We start from the raw sequence: 26,576 nt of genomic DNA on the forward strand, positions 1-26,576 counted from the left end.
GCGCTCAGTCCCAGTCCACATCGCCGAGGAAGATATAGCCCGCGCCGTAGATCGTCTTGATTAACTGCGGGTTCTTCGGGTCTTCGCCAAGCTTCGTGCGCAGGCGCGAGATGCGCACGTCCATCGCCCGGTCGAAGCTTTCAGAGGCGACGCCGCCGAGGCTTTCTTGCATTTGCGCGCGGCTGATCAGGCGTTTCGGGGCGTCGAGGAAGAGCCGTAGCACCTCGCCCTCGGCATGGGAAAAAGTCACTTCGGCGCCCGAGGCGTCCTGCAAGACATAGCGGTCGAAATGCGCGGTCCAGCCGTTGAACCGCGCCGTAGTCCCGGCCTGCGGCGTCGGCTTGGCGCTGCGCAGGCGGGCGCGGATGCGGGCCACGACCTCAGCCGGGTCGAAGGGTTTGATGATGTAGTCGTCGGCGCCAAGCTCCAGCCCTGTGACCCGGTCCTGCACCTGCGCGCGGCCCGAGATGATGATCACGATGGCACCTTGCTCCAGCGCCAAACGGTGCACCAGCGTCAGCCCGTCGGTGTCGGGCAGCGACAGATCGACAAGGCAGACATCGGGCGTATGGCTGGCCAATGCGGCCTCAAAGGCCCGCGCGCGGCCAAAGCTGAGCGTGTCGAAGCCCGCTTCCTGCAACGTGTCCGACAGCATCTGCCGGATCTCGGGTTCGTCGTCGAGGATGGTGACCAGCGGGCGGGGGGCGGTATCACGGCTCATGGGGCGGTGGCTTTCAATGGGGCGATCAAGGCTTGCAGATCGTCTTTTTCAAAGGGTTTGCGCAGCACCGGCGCGAGGGTCTGGGCCTCAACGAAAAGCGGGTGATCGGGGGGCAGGGAGGTCATCAACAAAAGCGGCAGGCTGCTGCCGACGCGGCGGGCAAGGTCAATCCCGGTGCCCTCGCCCGAAAGCTGGATGTCCGACAGCACCAGCGCGATGTCGGGCAGGTCGGCGATGAGGGCGGTGGCCTCATCCGCGCTGGTCGCCTCGATCACCGAATGGCCCTGATCCATCAGCATGTCGCGCACGACGGCGCGGATATCGGTGGTATCTTCGACCAGCAGCACCAGCCCGGTGGTGGCGGGCACGGCGGCGCGGTAGGGCAGGCGCAGGCTGATCTGCGCGCCGCCCTCGGGCGCATTGCTCAGCCGCAGATCGCCACCTGAGGATTTGGTCATGTCATAGACCATCGACAGGCCCAGCCCAGAGCCCTCGCTGCCCTTGGTGGTAAAGAACGGCTCGACCCCACGCTCCAGCGCCGAGGGCGCAAAGCCCGGCCCGGTGTCGTGGATCACCCATTCGATCCATGTGTCATGCACCAGCCGTTGGGTCAGCGTGATGGTGCCCCGCGCGCCGCAGGCGTCGCGGGCGTTGAGGATGAGGTTCAACAGCGCATCCTGCACCCGGCCTTTGTCGAGTAGCACCGCGCCCTCGGGCCCGTCATTGCGCACCACCAGCGCGCATTTTGGCGGCAGGGTGGGGGCGGCGAGGGTCGAAAGCTCACTCAGCAACGCGGCGGGGTCGGTGGCCACGGGGCGCAGGGCGCGGGGTTCGGTCACATCGGCGATGGAGCTCAGCAGCGTGCCGCCCCGCCGCGCGGCGGCCAAGGTGCCTTCGACCAATTCACCCGCTTGTGGCGGCATGTCGGGCAGCCGGGCCAGTTTCGATTGCATCCCGAGGATGATCGTCAAAAGGTTCGAGAAGTCATGCGCCAGCCCAGAGATCATCCGCGAGGCCAACTCGCGTTTCAGCGTCTGTTGCAGGGCGACGCGGGTCTGGGTCTCTTCGGTGATATCCATCGACAGGATATAGACCCCGCCGCGCCCGTCGGGGGTAAACGCACCGCGAATGCGGCGGGCGGATTCGTCATGGGTGAATTCGATCACCGCCGGGCTGCCCGCATAGGCTTGGGTCAGCGCGGGCTTGATCCGCGCATAGGCCGCCGCCCCAAGCGCGTCACTGATATGCAGCCCGTAGATGTTGCTGGGCCGCCCCGGCATCACGCTGGAGAGGCGGCGGTTGGAGTAGATGTAATGCCCGCTCGCGTCGACATGGGCGATATGGGCGGGCATCATCTCGGTCGTCAGCCGGGTGCGGGCCTCGCTTTCGGTGACCTGTCGCTTGGCTTCCTCCAGCGCGGTGATCGTCGCCTCCAACTGGCGGTTCGTGGCGGCGAGTTGTTCGGCATGGGACAGCAGTTGATCGCTCAGCGCGTCCGACCGTGCGCGCAACAGCGCCTCTTGCCGCTTGGTGTTGGTGATATCGGTATAGACGGTGACCCAGCCGCCTTGGGGCAGGGGCGAGCCTTCGACGCTGATGGTGCGCCCGTTCGAGCGGGTCCGCTCCATGTAATGCGGCACGAAGGCGCGGGCCTGTTCCACCCGTTCGGCGACGAAGGCGTCGACATCCCCCACCTCGCCATATTCGCCGGTGCCAGCCAGATGACGGATCGTATCCTCAAAGGGCGCGCCGGGGGTCACCAGCCGGTCGGGCAGGTCGAACATGGATTGAAACGGGGCGTTGCAGACCGCGAGCCGAAGGTCGCTGTCATAGATGGTCAGCGCCTGAGCGATCAGGTTCAGACCGGCATTGGTCAGCGCTTTGGTTTGGTCGTCGGTGATCTGCATCGGCATCCTTTCGCATAGGGCTAGCACCGCGCGGGCGAAAGGCAAAGAGCCGCGCGTAAATCGCGCTTGACCTTCTTGCGCTGGAGGCCCCGAGAAGCGCGCCGAATGGAAATCTGAAAGGCAGAGCATGAACAAGAAAATCGGAGCAGGCGCAGTGGCGGCACTGGTCTTGGCAGGCGGATATATCTGGTGGCAGAGCGAAGAGGCCCCGACCCCCGCTGCCAGCGGCGCGGCCATGGTGAAGGTCACCGTTCCGGAGAGCCTGAGCGGACCCGCGCAGATCGGCGCGCGGGCGTTCGAGGCAAAATGCGCCGCCTGCCATGGGGGCAACGCCGCCGGGCGCGAGGGTGTTGGTCCGCCGCTGATCCATAAGATCTATGAGCCCAGCCACCACGGCGATGCATCCTTCATGGTCGCGGCCACCAATGGCGTGCGCCAGCATCATTGGTCTTTCGGTAATATGCCCCCGGTCGAAGGGATTACCCCGGCAGAGGTGAAATCCATCGTGACCTATGTGCGCGAAGTGCAGCGCGCCAACGGGATCGACTAGCGGAAAATGCGGCGCGGGGGTGCTGTAACAATTCGTTAGAATTCGGAAAAGATCAGGAAAAAGTTGACCTCCACAAAAAAGAGAACGTCACTTGTGGGATCATAGAATCGCACAAGCGATCGAACCCGCCGGGGAGGGCGGGCATGGGAGGAAGACAATTTGGCCAAGCCGCTGACGCGTGCCGACGGACCCCAGTCCGTGCCGGCGCTGTTGCACCGCAACGCAAGTGAATTCGCAAACGCCCCCGCTTACCGGGAGAAGGAATACGGGATCTGGCAAAGCTGGACCTGGTCGCAGACCCGCGACGAGGTCGAGGCGCTGGCCCTCGGGTTTCTGGAACTGGGGCTGAACGAGGGCGATTTCGTCGCCATCATCGGGCGCAACCGTCCCTATCTCTACTGGGCGATGATGGCAGCCCAAATGGCCGGGGCCGTGCCGGTGCCGCTCTATCAGGACGCCAATGCCGAAGAGATGGCCTATGTCATGGGCCACTGCGGCGCGCGCCTTGCCGTGGTGGGCGATCAGGAACAGGTCGACAAGATCATCGAGGTGCAGGATCAACTTCCCGACTTCGAGCGGATGATCTACCTCGACCCGCGCGGCCTGCGCAAATACGACCATTCCAAGCTCGACCAATATACCGCCGTGCAGGAGATGGGCCGCGCCAACCGCGAAAAGCATATCGCCGAGTTGGAGGCGCGCCAGGCCAAGCTGGATTACGATTCAACCGGCGTGATGCTCTATACTTCGGGCACCACCGGCAAGCCCAAGGGCGTCGTGCTGAGCAACCGCAACGTGATCGAGACGGCGAAGTCGTCGTCGGAGTTCGACGACCTCAAGCGCAATGACGAGATTCTTGCCTATCTGCCAATGGCATGGGTGGGGGACTTCATATTCTCTGTGGGTCAGGCGCTTTGGACCGGCTTCTGCACCAACTGCCCCGAAAGCGCCGACACGATGCATGTCGACCTGCGCGAGATCGGGCCGACCTATTATTTCGCCCCGCCGCGCGTGTTCGAGACGCAGCTGACCTCCGTCATGATCCGCATGGAGGACGCGAGCCGGTTCAAGAAATGGCTCTTTGACACCTTCATGGCCCATGCCCGCAAGGTCGGCCCCGCCATTCTAGACGGCAAGAAGGTGTCCTTCATGGACCGTGCGAAATACGCACTGGGCGAGCTGATGATCTATGGCCCGCTGAAGAACACCCTCGGCTTTAGCCGCGTGCGCGTGGGCTATACCGCCGGTGAGGCGATCGGCCCGGAAATCTTTGACTTCTACCGCTCGCTCGGCATCAACCTGAAGCAGCTCTACGGCCAGACCGAGGCGACGGTCTTCATCACCGCGCAGCCCGATGGCGAAGTGCGCAGCGATACCGTGGGCGTGACCTGCCCCGGGGTGGAGTTGAAGATCGCCGACAATGGCGAAGTCTTCTACCGTTCGCCGGGGGTTTTCGTGGAATACTACAAGAATCCCGAAAGCACCGCCGACACCAAGGACCCGGAAGGCTGGGTCGCCACCGGCGACGCGGGCTTCATCGAGGAAAGCTCGGGCCATCTGCGCATCATCGACCGCGCCAAGGACGTGGGCCAGATGGCCGACGGCAGCCTGTTCGCGCCGAAATACGTGGAAAACAAGCTCAAGTTCTTCCCCAACATCCTTGAGGCCGTGGTCTTTGGCAACCAGCGCACCGAATGCACCGCCTTCATCAACATCGACCTGACGGCGGTGGGCAACTGGGCCGAGCGCAACAACATCGGCTACGCCTCCTATCAGGAACTGGCACGGCATCCGCAGGTGATGGACACGATCCAGTCCCATGTGGAGGAGGTGAACCGTTCGGTCGCCGAGGACGAGATGCTTTCGGGCTGTCAGGTGCACCGTTTTGTCGTGCTGCACAAGGAACTCGACGCCGACGATGGCGAGCTGACCCGTACCCGCAAGGTGCGCCGCAAGATCATCGAAGAGAAATACGCCGACATCATCGCCGCACTCTACGACGGCTCCGACAAGGTCAGCACCGAGACGGAAGTGACCTACGAGGACGGCCGCAAGGGCTCGATCAAGGCGACGCTCGAAATTCGCGACGCCGCGGTGCAGCCGGTCAGCCGCCGGATGGCAGCGGAATGAGCGCGGCCAGCGCCGGACAGGCGGGAACTATGGAAAGGGACAGCGTGAAAGATCAGGCTGACAGCTATGTCACCGACGACGGCCGCACCATCGGCCCGACGGTGATGGAGATGAAGAACATCACCCTGCGCTTCGGCGGTGTGGAGGCGATCAAGGATATTTCCTTCGACATCCGCGAGGGCGAGATCCGCGCGATCATCGGGCCGAACGGGGCGGGCAAGTCCTCGATGCTCAACGTGATCAGCGGCTTCTATGTCCCGCAGGAGGGCGAGGTCTGGTACAAGGGCGCCAAGCGGCCCCCGATGAAACCCTATCAGGTGGCCCAGCAGGGCATCGCCCGGACCTTCCAGAACATCGCGCTTTTCGAGGGCATGTCGGTGCTCGACAACGTGATGACGGGGCGTCTGACGCAGATGAAGACCGGGATGCTGGCGCAATCCTTCTGGAAAGGCGCAGCCGAGCGTGAAGAGATCGAGAACCGCGAGATCGCCGAGAAGGTCATCGACTTTCTGGAAATTCAGGCGATCCGCAAGACACCCGTGGCGCGTCTGCCTTACGGCCTGAAGAAACGGGTCGAACTTGCCCGGGCGCTGGCCGCCGAGCCTACGATCCTGCTGCTGGACGAGCCGATGGCGGGCATGAACGTCGAAGAGAAGGAGGACATGAGCCGCTTCATCCTCGACGTGAACGACGAGTTCGGCACCACCATCGCGCTGATCGAGCATGACATGGGCGTGGTCATGGACCTGTCCGACCGCGTGGTCGTGATGGATTACGGTCGCAAGATCGGCGACGGCTCGCCCGACGAGGTGCGCAACAACCAAGAGGTGATCGACGCCTATCTGGGGGTGGCCCATGACTGAGGCCCGTTTGATCACCCGCAACGACACAGCCGTTCTGACTTTGGGGAGGGCCACTGATGCCTGAGCAACTGGCGTTTACAATTGAGGTCTTTCTCAACGGGCTGATGGCCGGGGTGCTTTATGCGCTCGTCGCGCTTGGCTTCGTGCTGATCTACAAGGCTTCGGGCATCTTCAACTATGCCCAAGGTGTCATGGCGCTTTTCGCCGCGCTGACGCTGGTGGGGATCATGGAAGGGCAGGTGCCTTTCGGCCATCTGATCAACGCGATCCTTGGCACCGAGGTGCATCACTTCGGCTGGCATATTCCGGCGTTCCTTGCCATCGTGCTGACGATGGTCGTGATGATCGTGCTGGCCTATTGCGTGCAGCGCTTCGTCTTCCGCTACCTCGTGGGGCAAGAGCCGATCATCCTCTTCATGGCAACCATCGGTCTGGCCTATTTCCTCGAAGGGGTGGGCGACCTGATGTGGGGGTCTGAAATCAAGACGCTCGATGTCGGTCTGCCGCAGGGCATCAACGTTTGGATCGACGAATTCACCTATAACGCCACCGGCTATGGCTTTTTCATCGACAACCTCGATATCGTGGCCTCCATCGTCGCAGCGGTGCTCGTGATCGGGCTGGTGATGTTCGCGCAATACACCAAACAAGGCCGCGCCATGCGCGCCGTGGCGGATGACCATCAGGCCGCGCTTTCGGTCGGTGTCTCGCTGAACTTCATCTGGATCCTCGTCTGGTCGCTCGCGGGTTTCGTGGCGCTGGTTGCAGGCATCATGTGGGGTGCCAAGTCGGGCGTGCAGTTCTCGCTCTCGCTCATCGCGCTGAAGGCGCTGCCGGTGTTGATGCTGGGCGGCTTCACCTCGATCCCCGGCGCCATCGTCGGCGGTCTGATCATCGGCGTGGGCGAGAAGTTGTTTGAGTTCCTGATCGGCGCCCCCTTCCTTGGCGGCGCGACCGAGAACTGGTTCGCTTACATGCTGGCGCTGGTCTTTCTTGTCTTCCGCCCGCAGGGCCTGTTCGGGGAGAAGATCATTGAACGGGTTTGATACAGGCTACCCGGAAACTGTCCGGGGGACAGTTTCGCCTGTTCAAAGGGCGAAGCCCCGGATTGATCACGGCTTGGTGCGCGGCGCGCGCGCACCCTATGGCACGGCATTGCAGGCAAGTGCAGTGCAAATGACTACCGCAGAAGGGAAAGCAGTCTAATGTTCTATCGTGAAGCGGGCGATTTCAACACATCCTACGCCCAGGACCAGCAGACCTTCCCGATCCGGTTCGACCGGTACCGCTACTATCTGGTGCTGTTCATCGCGGTCTTCGTCGTGCCCTTTGTGGTCAACGACTACTGGGTGAACTCGCTGTTCCTGCCCTTCCTGATCTACGCCATCGCGGCGATCGGGCTGAACATCCTCGTGGGTTATTGCGGGCAGGTGAGCCTTGGCACCGGGGGTTTCATGGCGGTGGGGGCTTATGCCTGCTACAAGCTGATGACGGCCATGCCCGAGGTCAGCATGTTCATCCACATCCTGCTGGCGGGCGGCATCACCGCCGCGGTGGGCGCGCTCTTCGGTCTGCCGTCCTTGCGGATCAAGGGGTTCTACCTTGCCGTGGCCACGCTGGCGGCGCAGTTCTTCCTTGTGTGGCTGTTCAACCGGGTGCCGTGGTTCTACAACTACTCCGCCTCCGGCCAGATCAGCGCGCCCGAGCGGGACACCTTCGGTATCCTGATCACCGGCCCCAATACCGAGGCTTGGGCGACCTATATGTTCTGCCTGATCTTCACCGTGGGCTCGGCACTGGTGGCGCGCAACCTGACGCGCGGCTCGGTGGGCCGCAAGTGGATGGCCATCCGCGACATGGACATCGCCGCCGAGATCATCGGGGTGAACCCGCTGCGCGCCAAGCTCACGGCCTTCGCGGTCAGCTCCTTCTTCATCGGCATCTCCGGCGCGCTCTTCTTCTCGATCTATCTGGGCGCGGTCGAAGTGGGCGAAGCCTTTGGTATCAACAAATCGTTCCTCGTGCTCTTCATGATCATCATCGGGGGCTTGGGCAGCATCTTCGGCAGCTTCGCCGGGGCGGCGTTCCTTGTACTGTTGCCTGTCTTGCTCAAGATCGTCGGCGTCGACTGGCTGGGCTGGCCCACGGATATCGTGGCGCATTTGCAGCTGGTGATCGTGGGCGGGCTGATCGTGGTCTTCCTGATCGCAGAGCCGCACGGGCTGGCGCAACTGTGGCGCGTGGCCAAGGAAAAACTGAGATTGTGGCCCTTCCCGCACTAAGCGGGAGCCATGAAAAGCGAGGCCGGAGGGAGGAAACCCGGCCCAAACACCCAAGTCGGACAATCCAAGGGAGGAAACACCGATGAAATACAAACTGGGAACACTGGCCGTAGTTGGCCTGATGGCCGCAAGCCCCGTGATGGCGGACCTTGTCTTTCCGTCGCTGAGCTATCGCACCGGGCCCTATGCCGCGGGCGGCATCCCCTTCGCCGACGGCTATGCCGATTACTTCACCCTGCTCAACGAGCGTGACGGCGGCATCGGTGGCGAGCCCATCCGCGTCCCGGAATGCGAGACCGCCTATAACACCGAGAAGGGCGTGGAATGCTACGAATCCACCAAGGGTGAAGGCGCGTTGGTGTACCAGCCGCTTTCGACCGGCATCACCTACCAGTTGATCCCCAAGGTCACCGCTGATGACATCTCGATGCTGACCTCCGGCCTGGGCCGTACCTCGGCCAAGAACGGTGATGTCTTCAGCCATGTGTTCAACTTTCCAGCGAACTATTGGGATGGCGCCTCGGTCGCGGTGAAACACATCATGGAGCAGGAGGGCGGCAGCCTTGAGGGCAAGAAGATCGCGCTGGTCTATCACAACTCCGCCTATGGCAAGGAGCCGATCCGGACCCTGCAGGAACTGAGCAAGAAACATGGTTTCGAGCTGAAGGAAGTGCCCGTTGACCACCCCGGTCAGGAGCAGAAGTCCCAGTGGCTGCAAATCCGCCGTGACAAGCCCGACTATGTGATCATGTACGGCTGGGGCGTGATGAACCAGGTTGCCGTTCAGGAAGCCGCCAACATCCGCTTTCCGATGGACAAGTTCATCGGCATCTGGTGGTCCGGCTCCGAGAACGACGTGCTGGCCGCGGGCGCCAAGGCCGATGGCTACAAGGCGCTGACCTTCCACAACGTCGGTTCCGATTACCCGCTCTATGACGACCTTCAGGAATACGTTGTCGACGCGGGCAAAGCCGCGGGCGCAGGCGATCAGGTCGGCTCCGTTCTGTACAACCGTGGCATCTACGCCGCGATGCTGGTGGCCGAGGCCGCGCGCACCGCGCAGGAAATCCACGGCGTGACCGACATCACCAGCGGCCAGATGCGCGACGGGATGGAGCAGCTTGAGATCACCGAAGAGAAGATGGCGGCGCTTGGCCTGCCGGACTTCGGGCCTGAGTTCAGCGTCTCTTGTGAGAACCACGGCGGCGAAGGCTTCGTGGCCGTGACGCAATGGGATGCCGAGGCCAAGGAGTGGAACCTCGTGTCGGACTTCATGCAGTCGGATCAGGACGTGATCCAGCCGCTGATCGATGCCGATAGCGCGGCCTATGCCGAGGAAAACGCCATCGAGGGCAACTGCTAAGAACCCTGCTCCCGGCCACCTTGCGGGTGGCCGGGGACACCTTCGAACCCCAAGAAAGGTCATGCCCATGCTGGATGCCGCCAACACCAATGACGTCGCAGTCGACAACCTGCTCGAGGTCAACAATATCGAGGTGATCTACAACCACGTCATCCTCGTGCTGAAGGGCGTCAGCCTGAACGTGCCCAAGGGCGGCATCACCGCGCTTCTGGGCGGCAATGGCGCGGGCAAGACGACGACGCTCAAGGCGATCTCGGGTCTGCTGGCCTCGGAACGTGGCGAGGTCACCAAGGGCTCGATCAAGTACCGCGGCGGCGCGATCCAGCATCAAGACCCCGCCGAGATCGTGAAACAGGGGGTCGTGCAGGTCATGGAAGGCCGGCACTGTTTTGAGCACCTCACCATCGAGGAAAACCTGCTCACCGGCGCCTATACGCGCAGCGACGGCAATGCCGCGATCCAGCAGGACCTTGAGATGGTCTATAATTATTTCCCCCGCCTGAAGGAGCGCCGCCGTTCGCAGGCTGGCTATACCTCGGGCGGCGAGCAGCAGATGTGCGCCATCGGCCGCGCGCTGATGTCGCGGCCGGAGACGATCCTTTTGGACGAGCCGTCGATGGGTCTGGCACCGCAGTTGGTGGAGCAGATCTTTGAGATCGTGAAATCGGTGAACGAACAGGAGGGCGTGACCTTCCTGCTGGCCGAGCAGAACACCAACGTGGCTCTGCGTTTCGCCCACTACGGCTACATCCTCGAATCCGGGCGCGTGGTGATGGACGGCCCCGCCAAGGACCTGCGCGAGAACCAGGACGTGAAGGAATTCTACCTCGGCATGTCCGACGAAGGCCGCAAGAGCTTCCGCGACGTGCGCAGCTACCGCCGCCGCAAGCGCTGGCTGAGTTAACCGGCCCGCCCGGACCCGAAGGAAAGACATAAGACGAGACCTGAGCGGGCCTATGCCCTCTCCAGTGATGCCATAGCAGGAAAGTGACAGGGATGCTGACCAAGCCCCATTTCGACGATCTGGAAACCCGCAGCGCCGACCAACGGGCGGCCGATCTGGCGCAGGCCTTGCCGCAGCAGATCGCCCGCGCGCAGGGCTTGCCGGGCTATGGCGACACGCTCAAGGGGGTGGATGCGGCGCAGATCACCTCCGCCGAGGCGCTGGCCGATCTGCCGGTGTTGCGCAAATCCGAACTTGGCAAGGCGCAGGCCGGCCATCCGCCCTTCGGTGGCTTCACCACCAAGCCGGTGCATGACTTCTCCCATGTCTTCCAGTCGCCCGGCCCGATTTATGAACCGTCGAGCAACGATCCAGACTGGTGGCGCATGGGGCGCTTCCTGCATGCCGCCGGGATCGGCGCAGGCGACGTGGTGCACAATTGCTTTGGCTACCACCTGACCCCCGCGGGCATGATTTTTGAGAGCGGCGCACGCGCCGTTGGCGCCACGGTGTTGCCCGCCGGGACCGGCCAGACCGAGCTACAGGTCACCGCCGCACGCGACGTGGGCTCCACCGCCTATGCCGGCACACCGGATTACTTGAAGGTGATCTTGGAGAAAGCCGATGCCATGGGGGTAAAGCTGAACATCACCAAGGCGGCGGTCGGCGGCGGGGCGCTCTTCCCCAGCCTGCGCGCCTTCTATCAGGAGCGCGGCATCACCTGCCTGCAATCCTACGCCACCGCTGACTTGGGCAATATCGCCTATGAAAGCCCGGCGATGGAGGGGCTTATCGTCGATGAACAGGTCATCGTCGAGATCGTCACCCCCGGCACCGGCATTCCCGTGGCTCCCGGCGAGGTCGGCGAGGTCGTGGTCACCACGCTGAACCCCGACTACCCACTAATCCGCTTCGCCACTGGCGACCTCAGCGCCGTGCTGGAGGGTGAAAGCCCCTGCGGGCGCACGAATATGCGCATCAAGGGCTGGATGGGCCGCGCCGACCAGACCACCAAGATCAAGGGCATGTTCGTCCGGCCCGAACAGGTCGCGGCGCTGGTCGCCCAGCACGACGAGATCGAGAAGGCCCGCGTCATCGCCAGCCGGGAAGGCGAGGCCGATGTCATGACGGTGCAGATCGAGACCGCCGGAGAGGATAAGGACGCCTATGCCCAATCCGTGGCCGATCTGCTCAAGCTCAAGGGCCGGGTCGAACTGGTCGCCCCCGGCAGCCTGCCGCGCGACGGGCTGGTGATCGAGGATACCCGCAGCTACGACTGAGGCGCGGCGTCGCGCCCTCTGGCATTTCTGAGTGAAATCGTCGAAATAGGGCGCATGACGCTGAACCCCGCCTCCACCGAGACGCCCCACCTGCGCCGCGCCCGCGACGGGCTGCGCGCGCTATCGGGCGTTGCCCTGACCGTGGCCCTCTTCTGCACGCTGCCGATGCTGGCAGTGCTGATCGCCGCGCTGAGCGGCGGGACGGAGACAGTGCAGCACCTGATCGACACGGTGCTGGGCCGCTACACGGTGACGACGCTGCTTTTGGTGCTGCTGGTCTCTCTAGGCACCTTCGCCATCGGTGTGGGGGCCGCGTGGCTGGTCACGATGACGCGTTTTCCGGGGGCGAAGTTTCTGGAGATTGCGCTGGTGCTGCCGCTGGCCTTTCCGGCCTATGTGCTGGCCTACGCCTATACCCATGTGCTGGACCACCCCGGCATCGTGCAGACTGTGCTGCGCGACGTCACCGGCTGGGGGCCGCGCGATTACTGGTTCCCCGAAATCCGCTCGCTCGGCGGGGCGGCGGCGATGCTGGTGCTGGTGCTCTATCCCTATGTTTATCTGCTGGCGCGCGCCGCCTTTCTGCAGCAGAGCGGCACGACCTTTCTGGCCGCCCGCGCGCTCGGCTCCAGCGCATGGGCCGCGTTCTTCAAGGTCAGCCTGCCGCTGGCCCGACCCGCGATTGCCGGGGGCGTGCTGCTGGCGGTGATGGAGACCATCGCCGATTTCGGCACCGTCGCCTATTTCGGCGTGCAGACCTTCGCCACCGGCATCTACACCAGCTGGTTTTCGATGTTCGACCGCGCGGCGGCGGCGCAATTGGCGCTCTGCCTGCTGAGTTTCGCCCTGCTGCTGGCGATGCTGGAGCGCGCACAGCGGGGCAAGGCCAAGTATCACGACCCCGCCCGCCGGACCCAGTCCGCGCCGCCGGCCGAGCTGAAGGGCTGGCAGGCCGCGGCGGCGATCGTGCTTTGCGGGGTGCCGGTGCTGTTTGGGGCGGTGTTGCCGGTGGTGATCCTCGTGACCATGGGGCTCGACAGCGAGCAGAGCCTGTTTAGCCCGCGCTACCTCGGTTTCATGCGCAATTCGGTGACGCTTGCGGGGGTCGCGGCGGTGCTGACGGTGCTGGCGGCGATCAGCGTGGGGTTCTACCGGCGGCTGCGCCCGGGACGGGTCTCGCAGGGTGCGGCCTATGTGGCGCGGCTTGGCTACGCGGTGCCGGGCGGGGTGATCGCGGTGGGTCTGCTGGTGCCTTTCGCGGCCTTCGACAACGCGCTCGACGCCTGGATGCGCGAGACCTTCGACATCTCTACCGGGCTTCTGATCACCGGGTCGATCTGGCTGTTGGTGCTGGCCTATCTGGTGCGTTTTCTGGCCGCGGCGCTTGGCGCCTACGAGGGCGGGCAGTCCATGGTGCATGCCAACATGGATGCCGCCGCGCGCTCGCTGGGGCAGACGCCTTTGGGCACGCTGCGCCGGGTGCATCTGCCGATCCTCGCGCCGAGCCTGTTGACCGCGCTGTTGATCGTCTTCGTCGACGTGATGAAGGAACTGCCCGCGACGCTGATCATGCGGCCGTTCAACTATGACACGCTTGCGGTGCAGGCGTATCGGCTGGCGAGTGACGAGCGGTTGAACGGGGCCGCGGTGCCGAGCTTGGTGATCGTGGCGATGGGGTTGCTGCCGGTGATCCTGATCTGCCGACAGGTGGGGCGTCAGCGGTAGATACCGAGGGCCAGCGCCTGCCCGTGGGGGGGCGATCCTAACGTGCCTTCGTGCCACTTTATGGTGCCGCCTTTGCGTGACTTCGATGACTTCCACCCAGCCTCACCAAATCGCCTCCCCGTCGCACCAGAGGTGCGCCGTTATTGATCGGCACGCCTTTGGCGTGACGGGACGGGCAGGCGATGGCCCGGCGCCTGCGGCTTGATTCCGGGCCGGGAACGAAGAGGGCAGCGCCCTCCCTGGGGGGCGATGATCGGCCTGCTTTCTGCAATGTCACTGCCAAGGGCGCAGGCGCTGCGTCAGGACCCAGCGTTGCAAAATCGCCCTCCGGGGGGAGGGAGGGCGATGCCCGTGGTTCCCACGGGCGGGGCGCTAGATGCGGGCAGCACAGCACATAAAAAAGGCGGGCCCGAAAGCCCGCCTCCTGCGCGATTGTCGTGCTTATTATTCCCAGCCGACCGAGTTGAAGATCTTCTGCGCGGTGCCGATGTTCTCGGCCACGTCCGACAGGTTCACGTCGTCGGCTTTGAATTCACCCAACTGTTTCACGCTGTCGGCCAGTTCCACGCCTTCCACGGTGGGGAATTCGTCGTTGCCCGCCGAGAAGTAGACCTGCGCCTGATCCGAGGCGAGATACTCAAGGAACTTCACCGCGTTCTCACGGTTCGGCGCGTTCTTGGCCACACCGCCGCCCGAGAGGTTCATATGCGCGCCGTTGCCTTCCTGATCCGGCCAGATCACGCCGATCTTGCCGATATCGGCGCTGACGCCATCGACATCGGTGCGGATCGCACGGGCGAAGTAGTAGCTGTTGGAGACTGCAATGTCGCACTCACCGGAAACGATGCCGCGCAGCTGGTCGGTGTCGCCGCCCTGCGGTGCACGCGCCATGTTGTCGACCACGCCCTGCGCCCATTCGGTCGCGGCTTCCTCGCCCTCATGGGTCACGATGGAGGCCAGCAGGGTCTGGTTATAGGTATTGGTCGAGGAGCGGATGCAGACCTGACCTTTGTACGCGGGATCGGCGAGGTCCATGTAGGTCTCGGGCGGGTTGTCCATCGTCTCTTTGTTGTAGAAGATGATCCGCGCGCGCTGCGACAGGCCGAACCACTGGTTGTCGTCGTCTTGCAGGTTGGAGGGGATGCGCTCTTCCAGCGTCTCGCTCTCAACAGCTTGCAGCAGGCCCAAGTCCTTGGCGCGCTTGAGGCGGCTTGTGTCCACGGTCAGCAGGACGTCGGCGGGGGAGTTCGCGCCTTCGGCTTCCATACGCGCCAGCAGTTCGTCGGCCTTGCCTTCGATGCGGTTGATGGTGATGCCGGTCGCTTCGGTAAAGTCGGAGTAGAGCCGCTCATCGGTGTCGTAGTGACGCGAAGAGTAGAGGTTCAGCTCGCCATCGGCCAGCGCAGGAAGGGCCAGCGCCATCAGCGCGGCGGCGGCAGTCGATGTTTTGCAGAAGGTCATATCAGGGTCCTGTTCCATTGGGATAACTTGACTGAAATAGTAAGAAACAGATTTCACCCTTTCCTGCAACCAATTCCGCCAGAATTGGTTGGAAAGCCCCCGGCCAAGCCGGGCCGGGGGCTGCGCGGTCAGTCTTTGCTGCCGATCTTGTCTTGGGTCTTGGTGTCGAAATCGCTGGCGTCGTGACGCTCGTGCAATTGCATCGACAGGTCATCGCCGAAGGCACGGTTGACCATCCGGCCCCGCGTCACGGCAGGGCGCGCGTCAATCGCCTCGGCCCAACGCATGACGTTCTTGTAAGAGGTCACATCGAGGAATTCCGCCGCGGAATAGAGCCGTCCGAGGACCAGTTGGCCATACCAGCTCCAGATCGCCATATCGGCGATGGAGTATTCATCGGCGAAATATTCACGCTCGGCCAGATGCTTGTCCATCACGTCAAGCTGGCGCTTGGTCTCCATCGCGAAACGGTTGATGGGGTATTCGAACTTCTCGGGCGCATAGGCATAGAAATGGCCAAAGCCGCCGCCGAGGTAGGGCGCGCTGCCCATCTGCCAGAAGAGCCACGAGAGCGCCTCGGTCCGACGGGCGGGGTCTTGAGGCAGGAAGGCGCCGAATTTCTCGGCGAGATAGAGCAGGATCGCCCCCGATTCGAAGACCCGCTGCGGCGTGTCGCCGGAACGGTCCATCAGCGCGGGGATTTTCGAATTGGGATTCACTTCAACAAAGCCGGAGCCGAACTGATCACCCTCGGAAATATCGATCAACCACGCGTCATATTCCGCCGCTTTGTGGCCCGCCGCCAGCAGCTCTTCGAACATCACCGTGACTTTGACCCCGTTGGGCGTGGCGAGGGAGTAAAGCTGGAAGGGGTGTTCGCCGACCGGCAGCTCCTTGTCATGGGTCGCACCGGCGATGGGCCGGTTGGTGCTGGCGAATTTGCCGCCGCTTTCTGATTCCCATTTCCAAACCTTTGGGGGCGTATATTCGGGCGTGTCCGACATGATGGTCTTCCTTGTTATTCAAGCCTGCCTTGAAGGTGGGGTTTTGAGCCGGGGTTGCAAGCAGTTATCCGCAACGAAAAAGGCCGCCCCCGGAAGGAGCGGCCTTTAATTCTACAAAGCTGCGAAGCTCAGCCCTGACGGGCTTTGAACCGGCGCTGCGTCTTGTTGATGACGTAAACGCGGCCTTTGCGACGCACAACACGGCAATCGCGATGCCGATTCTTGAGCGAGCGGAGCGAATTGCGAACCTTCATGGTCGTCTCCTCATGTCGTGGCGCGGGCCAGCGCCTGGGTTGCGGGCAACCCGCCAAGGGCGGGTCGATGAATAAATGGTGGGCGATACTGGGATCGAACCAGTGACCCCTTCGATGTCAACGAAGTGCTCTACCGCTGAGCTAATCACCCACTTTTCAGCGTTTCCGTATCGGCCCCAAAACTAAATGGGGCGCGAAATTTCGCGCCGTTGGGGTCCTATAAAAGGAGTCGGCGGCGGGATCAAGGGCTTTTGGCGCGGAATAAACACGCTATGTTCGACTTAGAGGAATTTATTATGCCGATGACCGCTTACGAAGTACTGCATCCGGACCGAAACCGCTCTTGCGTGGTCTTCGCATCGCCCCATTCGGGGCGGGATTATGCGGCGTCATTCCTGCGGCGGTCGGTTCTGGACGAACATGCGATCCGTTCGTCCGAAGATGCGTTTGTTGATCTCTTGTTCGATTGCGCACCGCTGCATGGCGCTTCTTTTATCAAAGCCGGGGCCCCGCGGGCCTATATCGACCTCAATCGCGCGCCGGAGGAGTTGGATCCGTCGGTCATCGAAGGCATTCCGCGGCAGGGGCATAACCCGCGCGTGGCCTCGGGGCTGGGGGTGATTCCCCGCGTGGTGGCCAATGGCCGGGCGATTTATCGCGGCAAACTGACCCAAGAAGAGGCGCAGTTGCGAATCGACAGCTACTGGCGGCCCTATCACGCGAAATTGCAGGAGTTGCTGAGCGGGGCGCATCGCCGCCATGGCCAAGCGGTGCTGGTCGATTGCCATTCCATGCCGCATGAGGCGATGGACGGCGTGGCCCGCGGCGGGATGCGGCGGCCCGATGTCGTGCTGGGGGACCGTTTCGGCGCAGCGGCGGGGGGCGAGGTGGTCGACCGGATCGAAGCGGCTTTCGTCGATGCGGGCTTCGTCGTGACGCGCAATTCGCCCTTCGCGGGGGCCTATATCACCCAAGCCTATGGCCGCCCGTCCCGGGGACAGCATGCGGTGCAGGTGGAAATCGACCGCGCGCTTTACATGAACGAGCGGTTGATTCGCCCCAATGGCGCTTTCGAGGCGGTACAGGCGGCGTTGCAACGCGTCGTGGCCGAGGTGGCGCAGATCGGGCAGGAGCGGCTTCCGCTCGCCGCGGAGTAGGCTCAGCGCAGCGCGCGGCCTTTGACGATGGCCTTTTCACCAAAACGGCTGCGGATGCTATCGGCGGCGCGTTCCGCGCGGCTGCGTTGTGCCGCACCGGGGTCGAGCAGATCGCCCGCCATATCCGCTCCCTCGGCGCCCGACAACTCGGAGAGGCCCACGCCGATCAGCCGATAGGCGCTTTGGTGATCGACTTGGTCGAAGAGGGCGCGGGCGGTGCGGTAAATCCGGTCGGCCAATTGGGTCGGGTCATGCAGCGACAGGCGGCGCGACAGTACGGTATGATCGGCGCGTTTGAGCTTGAGCGTCACCACCCGGCCCGCCATCTCTTTCGCCTTGGCGCGGTCCGCCACCTTTTCCGCCAAGCGCCAGATATGGCCGTCCAGTATCTCCGCGTCGCCCGTATCGTCGGAGAATGTCGTCTCGTTGCTGATCGACTTCACCGGGCGATGGCGCGAGACGCGGCGGGTGTCTTGGCCCCGTGCCAGATGCCACAGCCGGTCCCCCATGCTGCCAAAGCGCACGATGAGGTCGGTCTGTTCCCACCGCAGAAGATCGGAAAAGCTGCGAATGCCCGCCTTTTCCAGCGCGGTTTGCGTGGCGGCACCGACGCCCCAGATCATGCCCACCGGTTTGTCGCGCAAAAAGTCCGCCGTTTCCCCCGCGCCGATCACAGAAAACCCATGCGGCTTGTCGAGGTCCGAGGCGACTTTGGCCAGAAACTTGTTGTGGCTCAGCCCGATCGAGCCGGTTAGCCCCAGTTCTACCTTCATCCGACGCACCAGCCGTGCCAGCATCATCGCCGGGGGCTGGCCATGCAGCCGCGAGGTGCCGGTCATATCGAGAAAGGCTTCGTCCAGCGACAGCGGCTCGATTGCCGGGGTCATCTCTTCCATCATCTGGCGGATCGCGCGGGAGGCTTCGACATAGACCTCCATCCGCGGCTTGATGATCACCGCTTCGGGGCAGAGCTTGAGCGCCTGAAACATCGGCATGGCCGAGCGCACGCCGCGAATGCGCGCGACATAGCAAGCGGTCGACACGACCCCGCGCCGCCCGCCGCCGATGATGACGGGTTTGCCCGAGAGTTCGGGATTGTCGCGTTTTTCGACCGAGGCATAGAAGGCGTCGCAATCCATATGGGCGATGGAGAGGTCAAAGAGTTCCGGGTGGGACAGCACGCGCGGGCTGCCGCAGCGCGGACAGCGCCGCGACGGCGGGATTTCAGTCAGACAATCGCGACAGAGGGTAGCCATGGGTACACCGGGAGGGCAGGGTTCGGGCGACGATTCTAACCAGATCGCGAGGGATTGAACATGGTCTTTGATGGCGCCAAGCTTGCGCTCTACCTTGGGGACAAGCTGGCCGTGATCCTGCGCGACGATCTGCCGGGGCTGCTCTTTGCCGATCACTGGGATTTGCCCGGCGGGGGCCGCGAGGGGGATGAGACCCCGCTGGCCTGCGCGTTGCGTGAATGCCGCGAAGGTTTGGGGATCGTGGTGCCTGAAGGTGCCGTGATCTGGGAAGGCAGCTTTGACGAGGGCGGGCGGATCAAATGGTTCTTCGTCGCGCGCTTGCCTGCCGAGGCAGAGGCCCAGATCGTTTTTGGCGACGAGGGGCAGCGCTGGCGCTTGATGACCGAGGCGGAGTTTCTCAACCACCCCCGCGCCGTGCCCGCCTTTCAGGACCGCTTGCGGGTCTATCTTGCAGAGCACGCGAATGGGAGGATGTAGGGCAAATAAAGGCCCCCCGCCTGCGTGAGCGGGGGGAGGTGACGAACATCAGGAAGAACCAGTTCGTCGGGGAGTATCACCTGAGTTCAACATAACATGTAGGGCGGTTTTCGCCTAACGTTGATGGAACCCCCCGCGGTGCATGTCGGCGCGCTGTGGTCGATTTGCTACAGGCGGGGGCGAGCCCGTTGTTAACCTTCGGAAATTTCCTGAAGCACGGCGCGGGCGGCGGCGGCGGGGTCTTCGACTTGCCAGATCGGGCGGCCCACCACGATATGATCGGCTCCGTCCGCGATGGCCTGACCGGGGGTGGCGACCCGCTTCTGATCACCCAATGCGGCACCTTGGGGGCGTACGCCGGGGGTGACGATCAGCTTGCCGCGCGCTTCGGGCAGGGCGCGGATCGCGGCGGCTTCTTGGGGGGAGGCGATGACCCCATCCGCGCCCGCGTCCAGCGCCCGGCCTGCGCGGGTCAGCACCAGATCGCCCAGATCGCCCGGCTGGATCAGCGCAGCGTCAAGATCGGCGCGGTCCAGCGAGGTGAGGATGGTGACGGCGAGGATTTTCATATCGGTGCCCGCGGCCCCCTGTTTCGCCGCAGCCACCACATGCGGGTCGCCGTGGACGGTCAGGAAATCCAGATCGAACTGCGCAAGGCCCCGCACCGCCGCCTCGACGGTGGCGCCGATGTCGAAGAGTTTCATATCAAGGAAGATGCGCTTGCCATGCTCTTGCTTCAGCTCATTGGCCAAGGCCAAGCCGCCGCCGGTCAGCATGCCCAGACCGATTTTGTAAAAGCCCACGGCATCGCCGAGCTTTTCGGCCAGTTCCAGCCCCGCGACCGCATGGGGAACATCAAGGGCGACAATCAGACGGTCATCAGACATGCGAGGGCTCCTGCCAAATTTCAAACGGCTTTGACCTACGCCGCGGCGCGGGCCAAGTCCATCATTCATGCGGGGAGGGCGCAAAAAAGAGGCCCGAACGCCGCTGAGCGGGTCCGGGCCAAGTGATCAGAGACTTAGCAGGCAGGCACTGGTCTCTGGTTTGCGGAACGCCACATCGGGACAGATGAGGTGGCGGCAGGTCCGCGGGCAGCCGCGCGGCAGGCAGGCGCCGCGCGGAAGGGGGTTAAGCCGCGTCGCGACCGGGGAGGTGCATGACCTCTTCCAGCCAACGCAGCGGGTCGAAGCTGCGGCGTCCGGCCCGCTGTGCGGGGACGTGGCGCAGAACTTCGGAACTCAGGCCACGCTTTTGTGCGTGGCGGCGAAGCGCCTGACGGGACAGCCCGTCGGCGGCATCGTGGTATGACATGGTGATCGGGGCATCGATGGCGCAGGCGTAACGGCGCAGCTGCTCCCCGTCTTGGACGGTCACCAGCGCTTCGAAACACTGAGTGGCCGCATTATAGGTGACATCTGTCAACTGGATCGGGCGCGTCTGCATCGTTTCACCTCTTGCGTTCTTCTGAACCTTGGCAGGCTGCTTCGTCCTGCTCTCCTCTGCTGGGTAAACGCGAGAGGTGGCAAAATGGTTTCATTATGGTTACAGCTTCTGTGGATAAAGGTTAACAATGTATTTATATCAGTAACATAGAGATGTATTTTATGTCTCAAAATTGCCGTATTTTTGCCTTATTGGCTGATTTTTTCCTATTGGCGGCGCCGCTCTCGGCGGTATTTTGCATCTGGATGGTCTTGAACCGGCAACACCGCTTCCCAAATTGATACCGAGGCTCAGACCGCCGCGTGCCACATATCGGGCGCGGCATTTTAGAGCGCTTGTAGAAAAGGAGAGACCCATGGACTTGAGCAAGTTCACGGAAAGATCGCGCGGCTTCATTCAGGCGGCGCAAACCATTGCAACACGGGAAAGCCACCAGCGGCTGGCCCCGGAACATGTCCTCAAAGCATTGTTGGACGACGACCAAGGACTTGCGCGAAATCTGATTGCCGCGTCGGGCGGCGACGGTGCGCGCGTGGTGCAGGCGCTTGATTTGGCGCTTGGCAAGATCCCGAAAGTCACCGGCGATGCGGGGCAGGTCTATCTGGACGGCACCACCGCCAAGGTGCTGGCCGAGGCCGAAGCGATTGCCAAGAAAGCAGGCGATAGTTTCGTCACTGTCGAGCGCATTCTGACCGCGCTATGCATGGTAAAATCGGGCGCAAAGACGGCGCTGGAAGCGGGGCAGGTGACCGCCCAAAGGCTGAACGCCGCCATCAATGATGTGCGCAAGGGCCGCAAGGCCGACAGCGCCACCGCCGAAGACAACTATGAGGCGTTGGAGAAATACAGCCTCGACCTGACCGCGCGGGCCGAAGAGGGCAAGATCGACCCGATCATTGGCCGGGACGAAGAGATCCGCCGTGCCATGCAGGTATTGAGCCGCCGCACCAAGAACAACCCTGTGCTGATCGGTGAGCCGGGCGTCGGTAAGACCGCCATCGCCGAAGGCTTGGCGCTGCGCATCGTGCATGGTGACGTGCCTGAGAGCTTGCGCAACAAGCGTCTGCTCGCGCTCGACATGGGGGCGCTGATCGCTGGCGCGAAATACCGTGGTGAGTTCGAAGAGCGTTTGAAGGCCGTGCTAACCGAGGTGACCGAAGCCGCGGGCGAGGTGATCCTCTTCATCGACGAGATGCACACGCTGGTCGGTGCCGGTAAGGCCGATGGCGCGATGGATGCGTCGAACCTGCTGAAGCCTGCGCTGGCGCGGGGGGAATTGCACTGTGTCGGTGCCACCACCCTCGAAGAGTACCGCAAATATGTTGAGAAAGACGCGGCACTTGCGCGGCGGTTCCAGCCGGTGATCGTGCAGGAGCCGACGGTGGAAGACACTGTCTCGATCCTGCGCGGTATTAAAGAGAAGTACGAGCTGCACCACGGCGTGCGCATCAGCGACACCGCGCTGGTCGCGGCGGCGACGCTGAGCCATCGCTATATCACCGACCGTTTCCTGCCCGACAAGGCGATTGACCTGATGGACGAGGCGGCAAGCCGCCTGCGGATGGAGGTCGACAGCAAGCCTGAAGAACTGGATGCGCTGGACCGTCAGATCCTTCAGCTTCAGATCGAGGCGGAGGCGCTGAAGAAGGAAGACGATGCCGCGTCCAAGGATCGGCTGGAGGCTTTGCAAAAAGACCTCAGTGATCTGCAAGACCGCAGCGCCGAGATGACGGCGCAGTGGCAGGCCGAGCGTGACAAGCTCGCCGGGGCGCGTGACATCAAGGAGAAGCTCGACCAAGCGCGGGCCGAACTCGACATCGCGAAACGCGAAGGCAACCTCGCGCGCGCGGGCGAGCTATCTTATGGCGTGATCCCGCAGTTGGAACGCGACCTCGAAGCCGCCGAGGGGCGTGAGGATGACATGATGGTCGAAGAGGCCGTGCGCCCGGACCAGATCGCCTCCGTCGTCGAGCGTTGGACAGGCATCCCGGCGGGCAAAATGCTTGAGGGTGAGCGCGACAAGCTGCTGCGGATGGAAGAGCAGTTGCATGATCGGGTGATCGGGCAGAACGCCGCCGTGAAGGCCGTGGCCAATGCCGTGCGCCGCGCGCGTGCGGGGCTCAACGACGAGAATCGCCCCTTGGGCAGCTTCCTCTTCCTCGGGCCGACCGGTGTGGGCAAGACCGAGCTGACCAAGGCCGTGGCCGAGTTCCTCTTTGACGATGACAATGCGATGGTGCGCATCGACATGTCGGAGTTCATGGAGAAACACGCCGTGGCCCGTCTGATCGGTGCCCCTCCGGGCTATGTCGGCTATGACGAGGGCGGTGTGCTGACCGAAGCGGTGCGGCGTCGGCCCTATCAGGTCGTGCTCTTCGATGAGGTCGAAAAGGCGCATCCCGATGTCTTCAACGTGCTCTTGCAGGTGCTCGACGATGGTGTGCTGACCGATGGTCAGGGCCGCACCGTAGACTTTAAACAGACGCTGATCGTGCTGACTTCCAACCTTGGGGCGCAGGCGCTGAGCCAACTGCCCGAGGGCGGCGATATGGCGGCGGCCAAGCGTGACGTGATGGATGCGGTCCGGGCGCATTTCCGGCCGGAGTTCCTGAACCGTCTGGACGAGACGATCATCTTTGACCGTCTGGGCCGTGCGGATATGGACGGGATCGTCGATATTCAGATGTCACGGCTGCTCAAACGGCTGGCCGGGCGGAAGATCACGCTCGATCTCGACGACGCCGCGCGAAAATGGCTGGCGGATGAGGGCTATGACCCGGTCTTCGGGGCGCGTCCTTTGAAGCGGGTGATCCAGCGTACCGTGCAGGACCCGCTGGCCGAGATGCTCTTGGCCGGGGATGTGAAGGATGGGGATACTGTCACCGTTCGTGCCGGGGCCGATGGCTTGATCATCGGCGATCAGGTGGCCGCGTCGAACCGGCCCAAGCCGGATGACGCTACGGTGCACTAAACCTTAATAGATGAAGAGAAGGGCCGGGTTTTCCGGCCCTTCTTGCGATCGGAGACAGAAACTTTTCGCCCGGAGGCGCGCCGGGCATCGCTCTCTCTTCCCCCGGAGGGCGATTTTGTGAGATTGCTTCATGTCGGGCAGCCTGCGGGCCATGCGGAGCCTGCGCTCAAATTCAAGGACCAGACGCCCCTAGGGAGGGCGATGCCCTTTTCACTCTTCCCCAATCGCCTCTTTCACGATCTGGTCGAGCAGGCTCTGCACCTCTTGCATCGCGCCATCGGGAAAGGCGCGGTAGCCGATGGTCACTTCTTCACTCTCGGGCAGTTGCATGACGAATATGTCGTAGGGGCAAAAGCCGATGTTCATCACATCCGCCTCCATCACCTTGCGCGACAGCGCGGCCGAGCAAAAGCTGAACACCTCCGCCGCCTCGAACAGCACCACGTCAGAGCCGACATCGGCGCGGGTGCGGTCGAGCATCTCACCGACATGGCTGACGTTCTCGGGGATGAGCCCTTGGTTCAGGATCGCGTTCTCCACCCCAAAGGTCACATCGCCAAAGCTCTGCTCGGTGGTATAGGTGACCATCTCATCCGCTTGGGCGGCGCTGGCCCAAATCAGACCGGCGGCGAAAAGAAAACGGATCATGGCGGCACTCCTTTGAATAACGGCGCCTGACATTCCGGTGTGCTGGCTGAAATCCGGGCGAAAGGATTTGGTATGGCTTCCGGCGGGCGCTAACTTTGCATGAGTATAGTAGGGAGCGCTGAAATGGCCAATCGCTGGATCAATCGACTGACGGACCGTGACGTGACCGATGAGGCGCAATACCTCAACCGGCGGCAGATCATGGGCGGCGCGATGGCGGGGCTGGGTCTTGCCGGGCTGGGGCAGGGGGCCGCGGCCCAAGAGGGGCTGACCCCGAATGACTACGAAGACATCACCCAATACAACAATTACTACGAGTTCGGCACCGGCAAGGACGATCCCGCGAAATACGCAGGCGCGCTGACGACCGCCCCCTGGACCGTGACCATCGCGGGCATGGTCGACAAGCCCGGCGACTACGCTTTCGAGGATATCATGAAGGCGATGACCATCGAAGAGCGCATTTACCGGTTGCGCTGTGTCGAGGCGTGGTCGATGGTGGTGCCGTGGAACGGATTCGAACTGGCCGATCTGCTCAATATGGCCGGGGTGCAATCCGGCGCGAAATATGTGGCTTTTGAAACCGCCTACCGCCCCGAAGAGATGCCGGGCCTGCGTTTCCCCGTGCTTGACTGGCCCTATGTTGAAGGGCTGCGGCTGGATGAGGCGATGCACCCGCTGACGATCATGGCCACCGGCATCTATGGCAAAGTCATCCCGAACCAGAACGGCGCGCCGCTGCGGTTGGTCGTGCCGTGGAAATACGGGTATAAATCCATCAAATCCGTGGTGCGCATCACGCTTACTGACACGCAGCCGCCCACCAGTTGGAACAAGGCCGCGCCGCGGGAATATGGTTTTTACAGCAATGTGAACCCCAAGGTCAGCCATCCGCGCTGGTCGCAGGCCGATGAGCGCCCCATCGGCGGCGGGCTCTTCGCACGGCGCCAGCCGACGCTGATGTTCAACGGCTACGAAGAAGAGGTGGCGTCGCTTTACGAGGGCATGGACCTGACGGCGAACTTCTGATGCCTGCCGCGATATATATGCCCCGTCCTTTCGTCCAAGCGCCTCAGTCTGGCGTGGCCGCAACATGGCGCGCCTGACCGATGCCCTGAACAGGGCCGCCCGCCGCACCCCGGTCTGGGCAGTTTATCTCCTGCTGGCCCTGCCCATCCCGTGGTTCTTTTACCAAGGACTCACCGGCGGGCTGGGGCGCGATCCGGTAAAGGGGCTCGAACACCTCTATGGTCTCTGGGCGCTGCGCCTGCTGATCGCCGGTCTGGCGATCACCCCGCTGCGCCGGGTATTTGGGGTGAACCTGCTGCGCTTTCGCCGGGCGATCGGTGTGATGACCTTCGTCTATGCGCTGGCGCATCTGACTGTCTGGGCGCTGCTCGACGTGCAAGGGCTGTCGCGTATCTGGGCGGATATTCTCAAACGGCCCTATATCACCATCGGTATGGCCGGGTTCCTCTGCCTTGTGCCGCTGGCGGCCACATCCAACAATTGGTCGCTGCGGAAGCTGGGGGCGCGTTGGCGCAAGCTCCACCGGCTGACCTATGTAGCAGCGCTCTTGGCAGCACTACATTTCCTATGGCTGGCGAAAGGGTTTCAGCTGGAGCCGTTGGTCTATGCCGGCCTTGTCGCGGGGCTTTTGATCTATCGGCTGCCGTTTGGGGGCCTTTGGCAGAAAGGCCCGCGGGGATGGGCGACTCGGAAGGGGCAACAAGGGTCGTGATTCACGCGTCTGAAACGCGCGATTCCGGGCTGTGGCATGTGGATAACTGATGGCGTTAACATAACGGCGGCATATTAGGGGGGGTTACGTTAACCTCTGCAGTGTCTCGCATGCCATAAATCACTGTTTTGAAGGGCTTTTATAAGGCTTTCACAAAAACTGCACAAAACTTCAAAAAACGGCTTGCGGCTTTGCGTCACTAACCTTAGAACCCCCTCTACCGGCGGCGCTGAGACGCACCGCTGGGGCGCCAGACGGGGCGGGCGGCAGCGGCGACGCGGTGGTTCGGATCACGAGGCGGATAAGAATTCGAGGTATTAGAGGCGGGGCGCGCCAAGAAGTTAGGGCGCATCTCAGTTTCTTTTGTCTCAACGCTGTTTGAAAATTTGATATCTGA

23 protein-coding genes and 1 tRNA gene are annotated in these 26,576 nt (G+C 62.9%); 14 read left to right on the plus strand and 10 right to left on the minus strand.

The window, feature by feature from the left end; translation table 11 throughout:
- Nucleotides 1–4: 4 nt before the first annotated feature.
- Both ACGYLI_RS13740 and ACGYLI_RS13745 read right to left on the minus strand, forming a co-directional pair.
- Complete coding sequence (locus ACGYLI_RS13740) at nucleotides 5–721, minus strand: response regulator transcription factor (RefSeq protein ID WP_271688890.1); 717 nt, start codon at nucleotides 719–721, stop codon at nucleotides 5–7.
- Nucleotides 718–2,628, minus strand: coding sequence for a PAS-domain containing protein (locus tag ACGYLI_RS13745; protein ID WP_394419615.1), 1,911 nt, complete (start codon nucleotides 2,626–2,628; stop codon nucleotides 718–720). The genes ACGYLI_RS13740 and ACGYLI_RS13745 overlap by 4 nt, the downstream gene beginning before the upstream one ends.
- Before the next feature lie 127 nt (nucleotides 2,629–2,755).
- Here ACGYLI_RS13745 and ACGYLI_RS13750 point away from each other — a divergent pair, with 127 nt between their 5' ends.
- The 9 genes from ACGYLI_RS13750 (at nucleotide 2,756) to ACGYLI_RS13790 (ending at nucleotide 13,764) form a co-directional block, all read left to right on the plus strand.
- Nucleotides 2,756–3,178, plus strand: coding sequence for a c-type cytochrome (locus tag ACGYLI_RS13750; RefSeq protein ID WP_394419616.1), 423 nt, complete (start codon nucleotides 2,756–2,758; stop codon nucleotides 3,176–3,178).
- A 159-nt stretch (nucleotides 3,179–3,337) separates the two neighbouring features.
- Complete coding sequence (locus ACGYLI_RS13755) at nucleotides 3,338–5,308, plus strand: AMP-binding protein (RefSeq protein WP_209218416.1); 1,971 nt, start codon at nucleotides 3,338–3,340, stop codon at nucleotides 5,306–5,308.
- 44 nt (nucleotides 5,309–5,352) lie between these two features.
- Nucleotides 5,353–6,171 carry an ABC transporter ATP-binding protein gene (locus ACGYLI_RS13760; protein ID WP_209218595.1) on the plus strand — a complete coding sequence of 273 codons (819 nt, stop codon included), beginning with the start codon at nucleotides 5,353–5,355 and terminating at the stop codon, nucleotides 6,169–6,171.
- Nucleotides 6,172–6,227: 56 nt separating this feature from the next.
- Nucleotides 6,228–7,217 (plus strand): branched-chain amino acid ABC transporter permease, encoded by a 990-nt coding sequence (locus ACGYLI_RS13765; RefSeq protein WP_271688894.1) that lies wholly within the window; start codon nucleotides 6,228–6,230, stop codon nucleotides 7,215–7,217.
- A gap of 159 nt (nucleotides 7,218–7,376) precedes the next feature.
- Nucleotides 7,377–8,453 (plus strand): branched-chain amino acid ABC transporter permease, encoded by a 1,077-nt coding sequence (locus tag ACGYLI_RS13770; RefSeq protein WP_067267750.1) that lies wholly within the window; start codon nucleotides 7,377–7,379, stop codon nucleotides 8,451–8,453.
- An 82-nt stretch (nucleotides 8,454–8,535) separates the two neighbouring features.
- On the plus strand, nucleotides 8,536–9,816 hold the full coding sequence (locus ACGYLI_RS13775) for an ABC transporter substrate-binding protein (protein ID WP_394419617.1): 1,281 nt from the start codon (nucleotides 8,536–8,538) through the stop codon (nucleotides 9,814–9,816).
- Between the two features lie 67 nt (nucleotides 9,817–9,883).
- Nucleotides 9,884–10,720 (plus strand): ABC transporter ATP-binding protein, encoded by an 837-nt coding sequence (locus tag ACGYLI_RS13780; protein WP_067267747.1) that lies wholly within the window; start codon nucleotides 9,884–9,886, stop codon nucleotides 10,718–10,720.
- A 92-nt stretch (nucleotides 10,721–10,812) separates the two neighbouring features.
- Entirely contained in the window at nucleotides 10,813–12,039 is a 1,227-nt protein-coding gene (locus tag ACGYLI_RS13785) for a phenylacetate--CoA ligase family protein (RefSeq protein WP_394419618.1), read from the plus strand.
- A 54-nt stretch (nucleotides 12,040–12,093) separates the two neighbouring features.
- On the plus strand, nucleotides 12,094–13,764 hold the full coding sequence (locus ACGYLI_RS13790; protein WP_394419619.1) for an ABC transporter permease: 1,671 nt from the start codon (nucleotides 12,094–12,096) through the stop codon (nucleotides 13,762–13,764).
- A 444-nt stretch (nucleotides 13,765–14,208) separates the two neighbouring features.
- Here ACGYLI_RS13790 and ACGYLI_RS13795 read toward each other — a convergent pair whose 3' ends face one another.
- From ACGYLI_RS13795 to ACGYLI_RS13810, 4 genes are all read right to left on the minus strand, one after another.
- A complete protein-coding gene (locus ACGYLI_RS13795) occupies nucleotides 14,209–15,225 on the minus strand; it encodes a Fe(3+) ABC transporter substrate-binding protein (protein ID WP_394409949.1) in 1,017 nt (338 codons plus the stop codon).
- Nucleotides 15,226–15,353: 128 nt separating this feature from the next.
- Nucleotides 15,354–16,229, minus strand: coding sequence for a glutathione-dependent disulfide-bond oxidoreductase (gene yghU / locus ACGYLI_RS13800; RefSeq protein WP_394419620.1), 876 nt, complete (start codon nucleotides 16,227–16,229; stop codon nucleotides 15,354–15,356).
- 128 nt (nucleotides 16,230–16,357) lie between these two features.
- On the minus strand, nucleotides 16,358–16,483 hold the full coding sequence (gene ykgO, locus ACGYLI_RS13805; protein WP_005850168.1) for a type B 50S ribosomal protein L36: 126 nt from the start codon (nucleotides 16,481–16,483) through the stop codon (nucleotides 16,358–16,360).
- A 76-nt stretch (nucleotides 16,484–16,559) separates the two neighbouring features.
- Nucleotides 16,560–16,634 (minus strand) — tRNA-Val (locus ACGYLI_RS13810).
- A 145-nt stretch (nucleotides 16,635–16,779) separates the two neighbouring features.
- Here ACGYLI_RS13810 and ACGYLI_RS13815 point away from each other — a divergent pair.
- The gene (locus ACGYLI_RS13815) at nucleotides 16,780–17,640 is read left to right on the plus strand and encodes an N-formylglutamate amidohydrolase (RefSeq protein ID WP_209218410.1); all 861 of its coding nucleotides are present in this window, start codon (nucleotides 16,780–16,782) and stop codon (nucleotides 17,638–17,640) included.
- 2 nt (nucleotides 17,641–17,642) lie between these two features.
- On the opposite strand, the gene ACGYLI_RS13820 is transcribed toward ACGYLI_RS13815, so the two are convergent.
- Entirely contained in the window at nucleotides 17,643–18,896 is a 1,254-nt protein-coding gene (locus ACGYLI_RS13820) for a DNA polymerase IV (protein ID WP_394419621.1), read from the minus strand.
- Between the two features lie 60 nt (nucleotides 18,897–18,956).
- Between ACGYLI_RS13820 and ACGYLI_RS13825 the strand changes: the two genes are divergently transcribed.
- Nucleotides 18,957–19,373: an NUDIX hydrolase gene (locus tag ACGYLI_RS13825; RefSeq protein WP_394419622.1), complete on the plus strand. Its 417-nt coding sequence runs from the start codon at nucleotides 18,957–18,959 to the stop codon at nucleotides 19,371–19,373.
- 191 nt (nucleotides 19,374–19,564) lie between these two features.
- On the opposite strand, the gene pyrF is transcribed toward ACGYLI_RS13825, so the two are convergent.
- Nucleotides 19,565–20,260 (minus strand): orotidine-5'-phosphate decarboxylase, encoded by a 696-nt coding sequence (gene pyrF, locus ACGYLI_RS13830; RefSeq protein ID WP_394419623.1) that lies wholly within the window; start codon nucleotides 20,258–20,260, stop codon nucleotides 19,565–19,567.
- 244 nt (nucleotides 20,261–20,504) lie between these two features.
- A complete protein-coding gene (locus ACGYLI_RS13835) occupies nucleotides 20,505–20,819 on the minus strand; it encodes an orotidine 5-phosphate decarboxylase (RefSeq protein WP_067265831.1) in 315 nt (104 codons plus the stop codon).
- 355 nt (nucleotides 20,820–21,174) lie between these two features.
- Between ACGYLI_RS13835 and clpB the strand changes: the two genes are divergently transcribed.
- The gene (gene clpB, locus ACGYLI_RS13840) at nucleotides 21,175–23,790 is read left to right on the plus strand and encodes an ATP-dependent chaperone ClpB (protein WP_394419624.1); all 2,616 of its coding nucleotides are present in this window, start codon (nucleotides 21,175–21,177) and stop codon (nucleotides 23,788–23,790) included.
- A 210-nt stretch (nucleotides 23,791–24,000) separates the two neighbouring features.
- On the opposite strand, the gene ACGYLI_RS13845 is transcribed toward clpB, so the two are convergent.
- Entirely contained in the window at nucleotides 24,001–24,438 is a 438-nt protein-coding gene (locus ACGYLI_RS13845) for a DUF302 domain-containing protein (protein WP_394419625.1), read from the minus strand.
- A 123-nt stretch (nucleotides 24,439–24,561) separates the two neighbouring features.
- Between ACGYLI_RS13845 and msrP the strand changes: the two genes are divergently transcribed.
- Entirely contained in the window at nucleotides 24,562–25,467 is a 906-nt protein-coding gene (gene msrP / locus ACGYLI_RS13850) for a protein-methionine-sulfoxide reductase catalytic subunit MsrP (RefSeq protein ID WP_394419626.1), read from the plus strand.
- Nucleotides 25,468–25,531: 64 nt separating this feature from the next.
- A complete protein-coding gene (msrQ, locus tag ACGYLI_RS13855) occupies nucleotides 25,532–26,179 on the plus strand; it encodes a protein-methionine-sulfoxide reductase heme-binding subunit MsrQ (protein ID WP_394419627.1) in 648 nt (215 codons plus the stop codon).
- Nucleotides 26,180–26,576: the final 397 nt, after the last annotated feature.

It is taken from the genome of Sulfitobacter sp. 1A13421 (genome assembly GCF_043557285.1).
GTDB classification, from domain to species: domain Bacteria; phylum Pseudomonadota; class Alphaproteobacteria; order Rhodobacterales; family Rhodobacteraceae; genus Sulfitobacter; species Sulfitobacter faviae.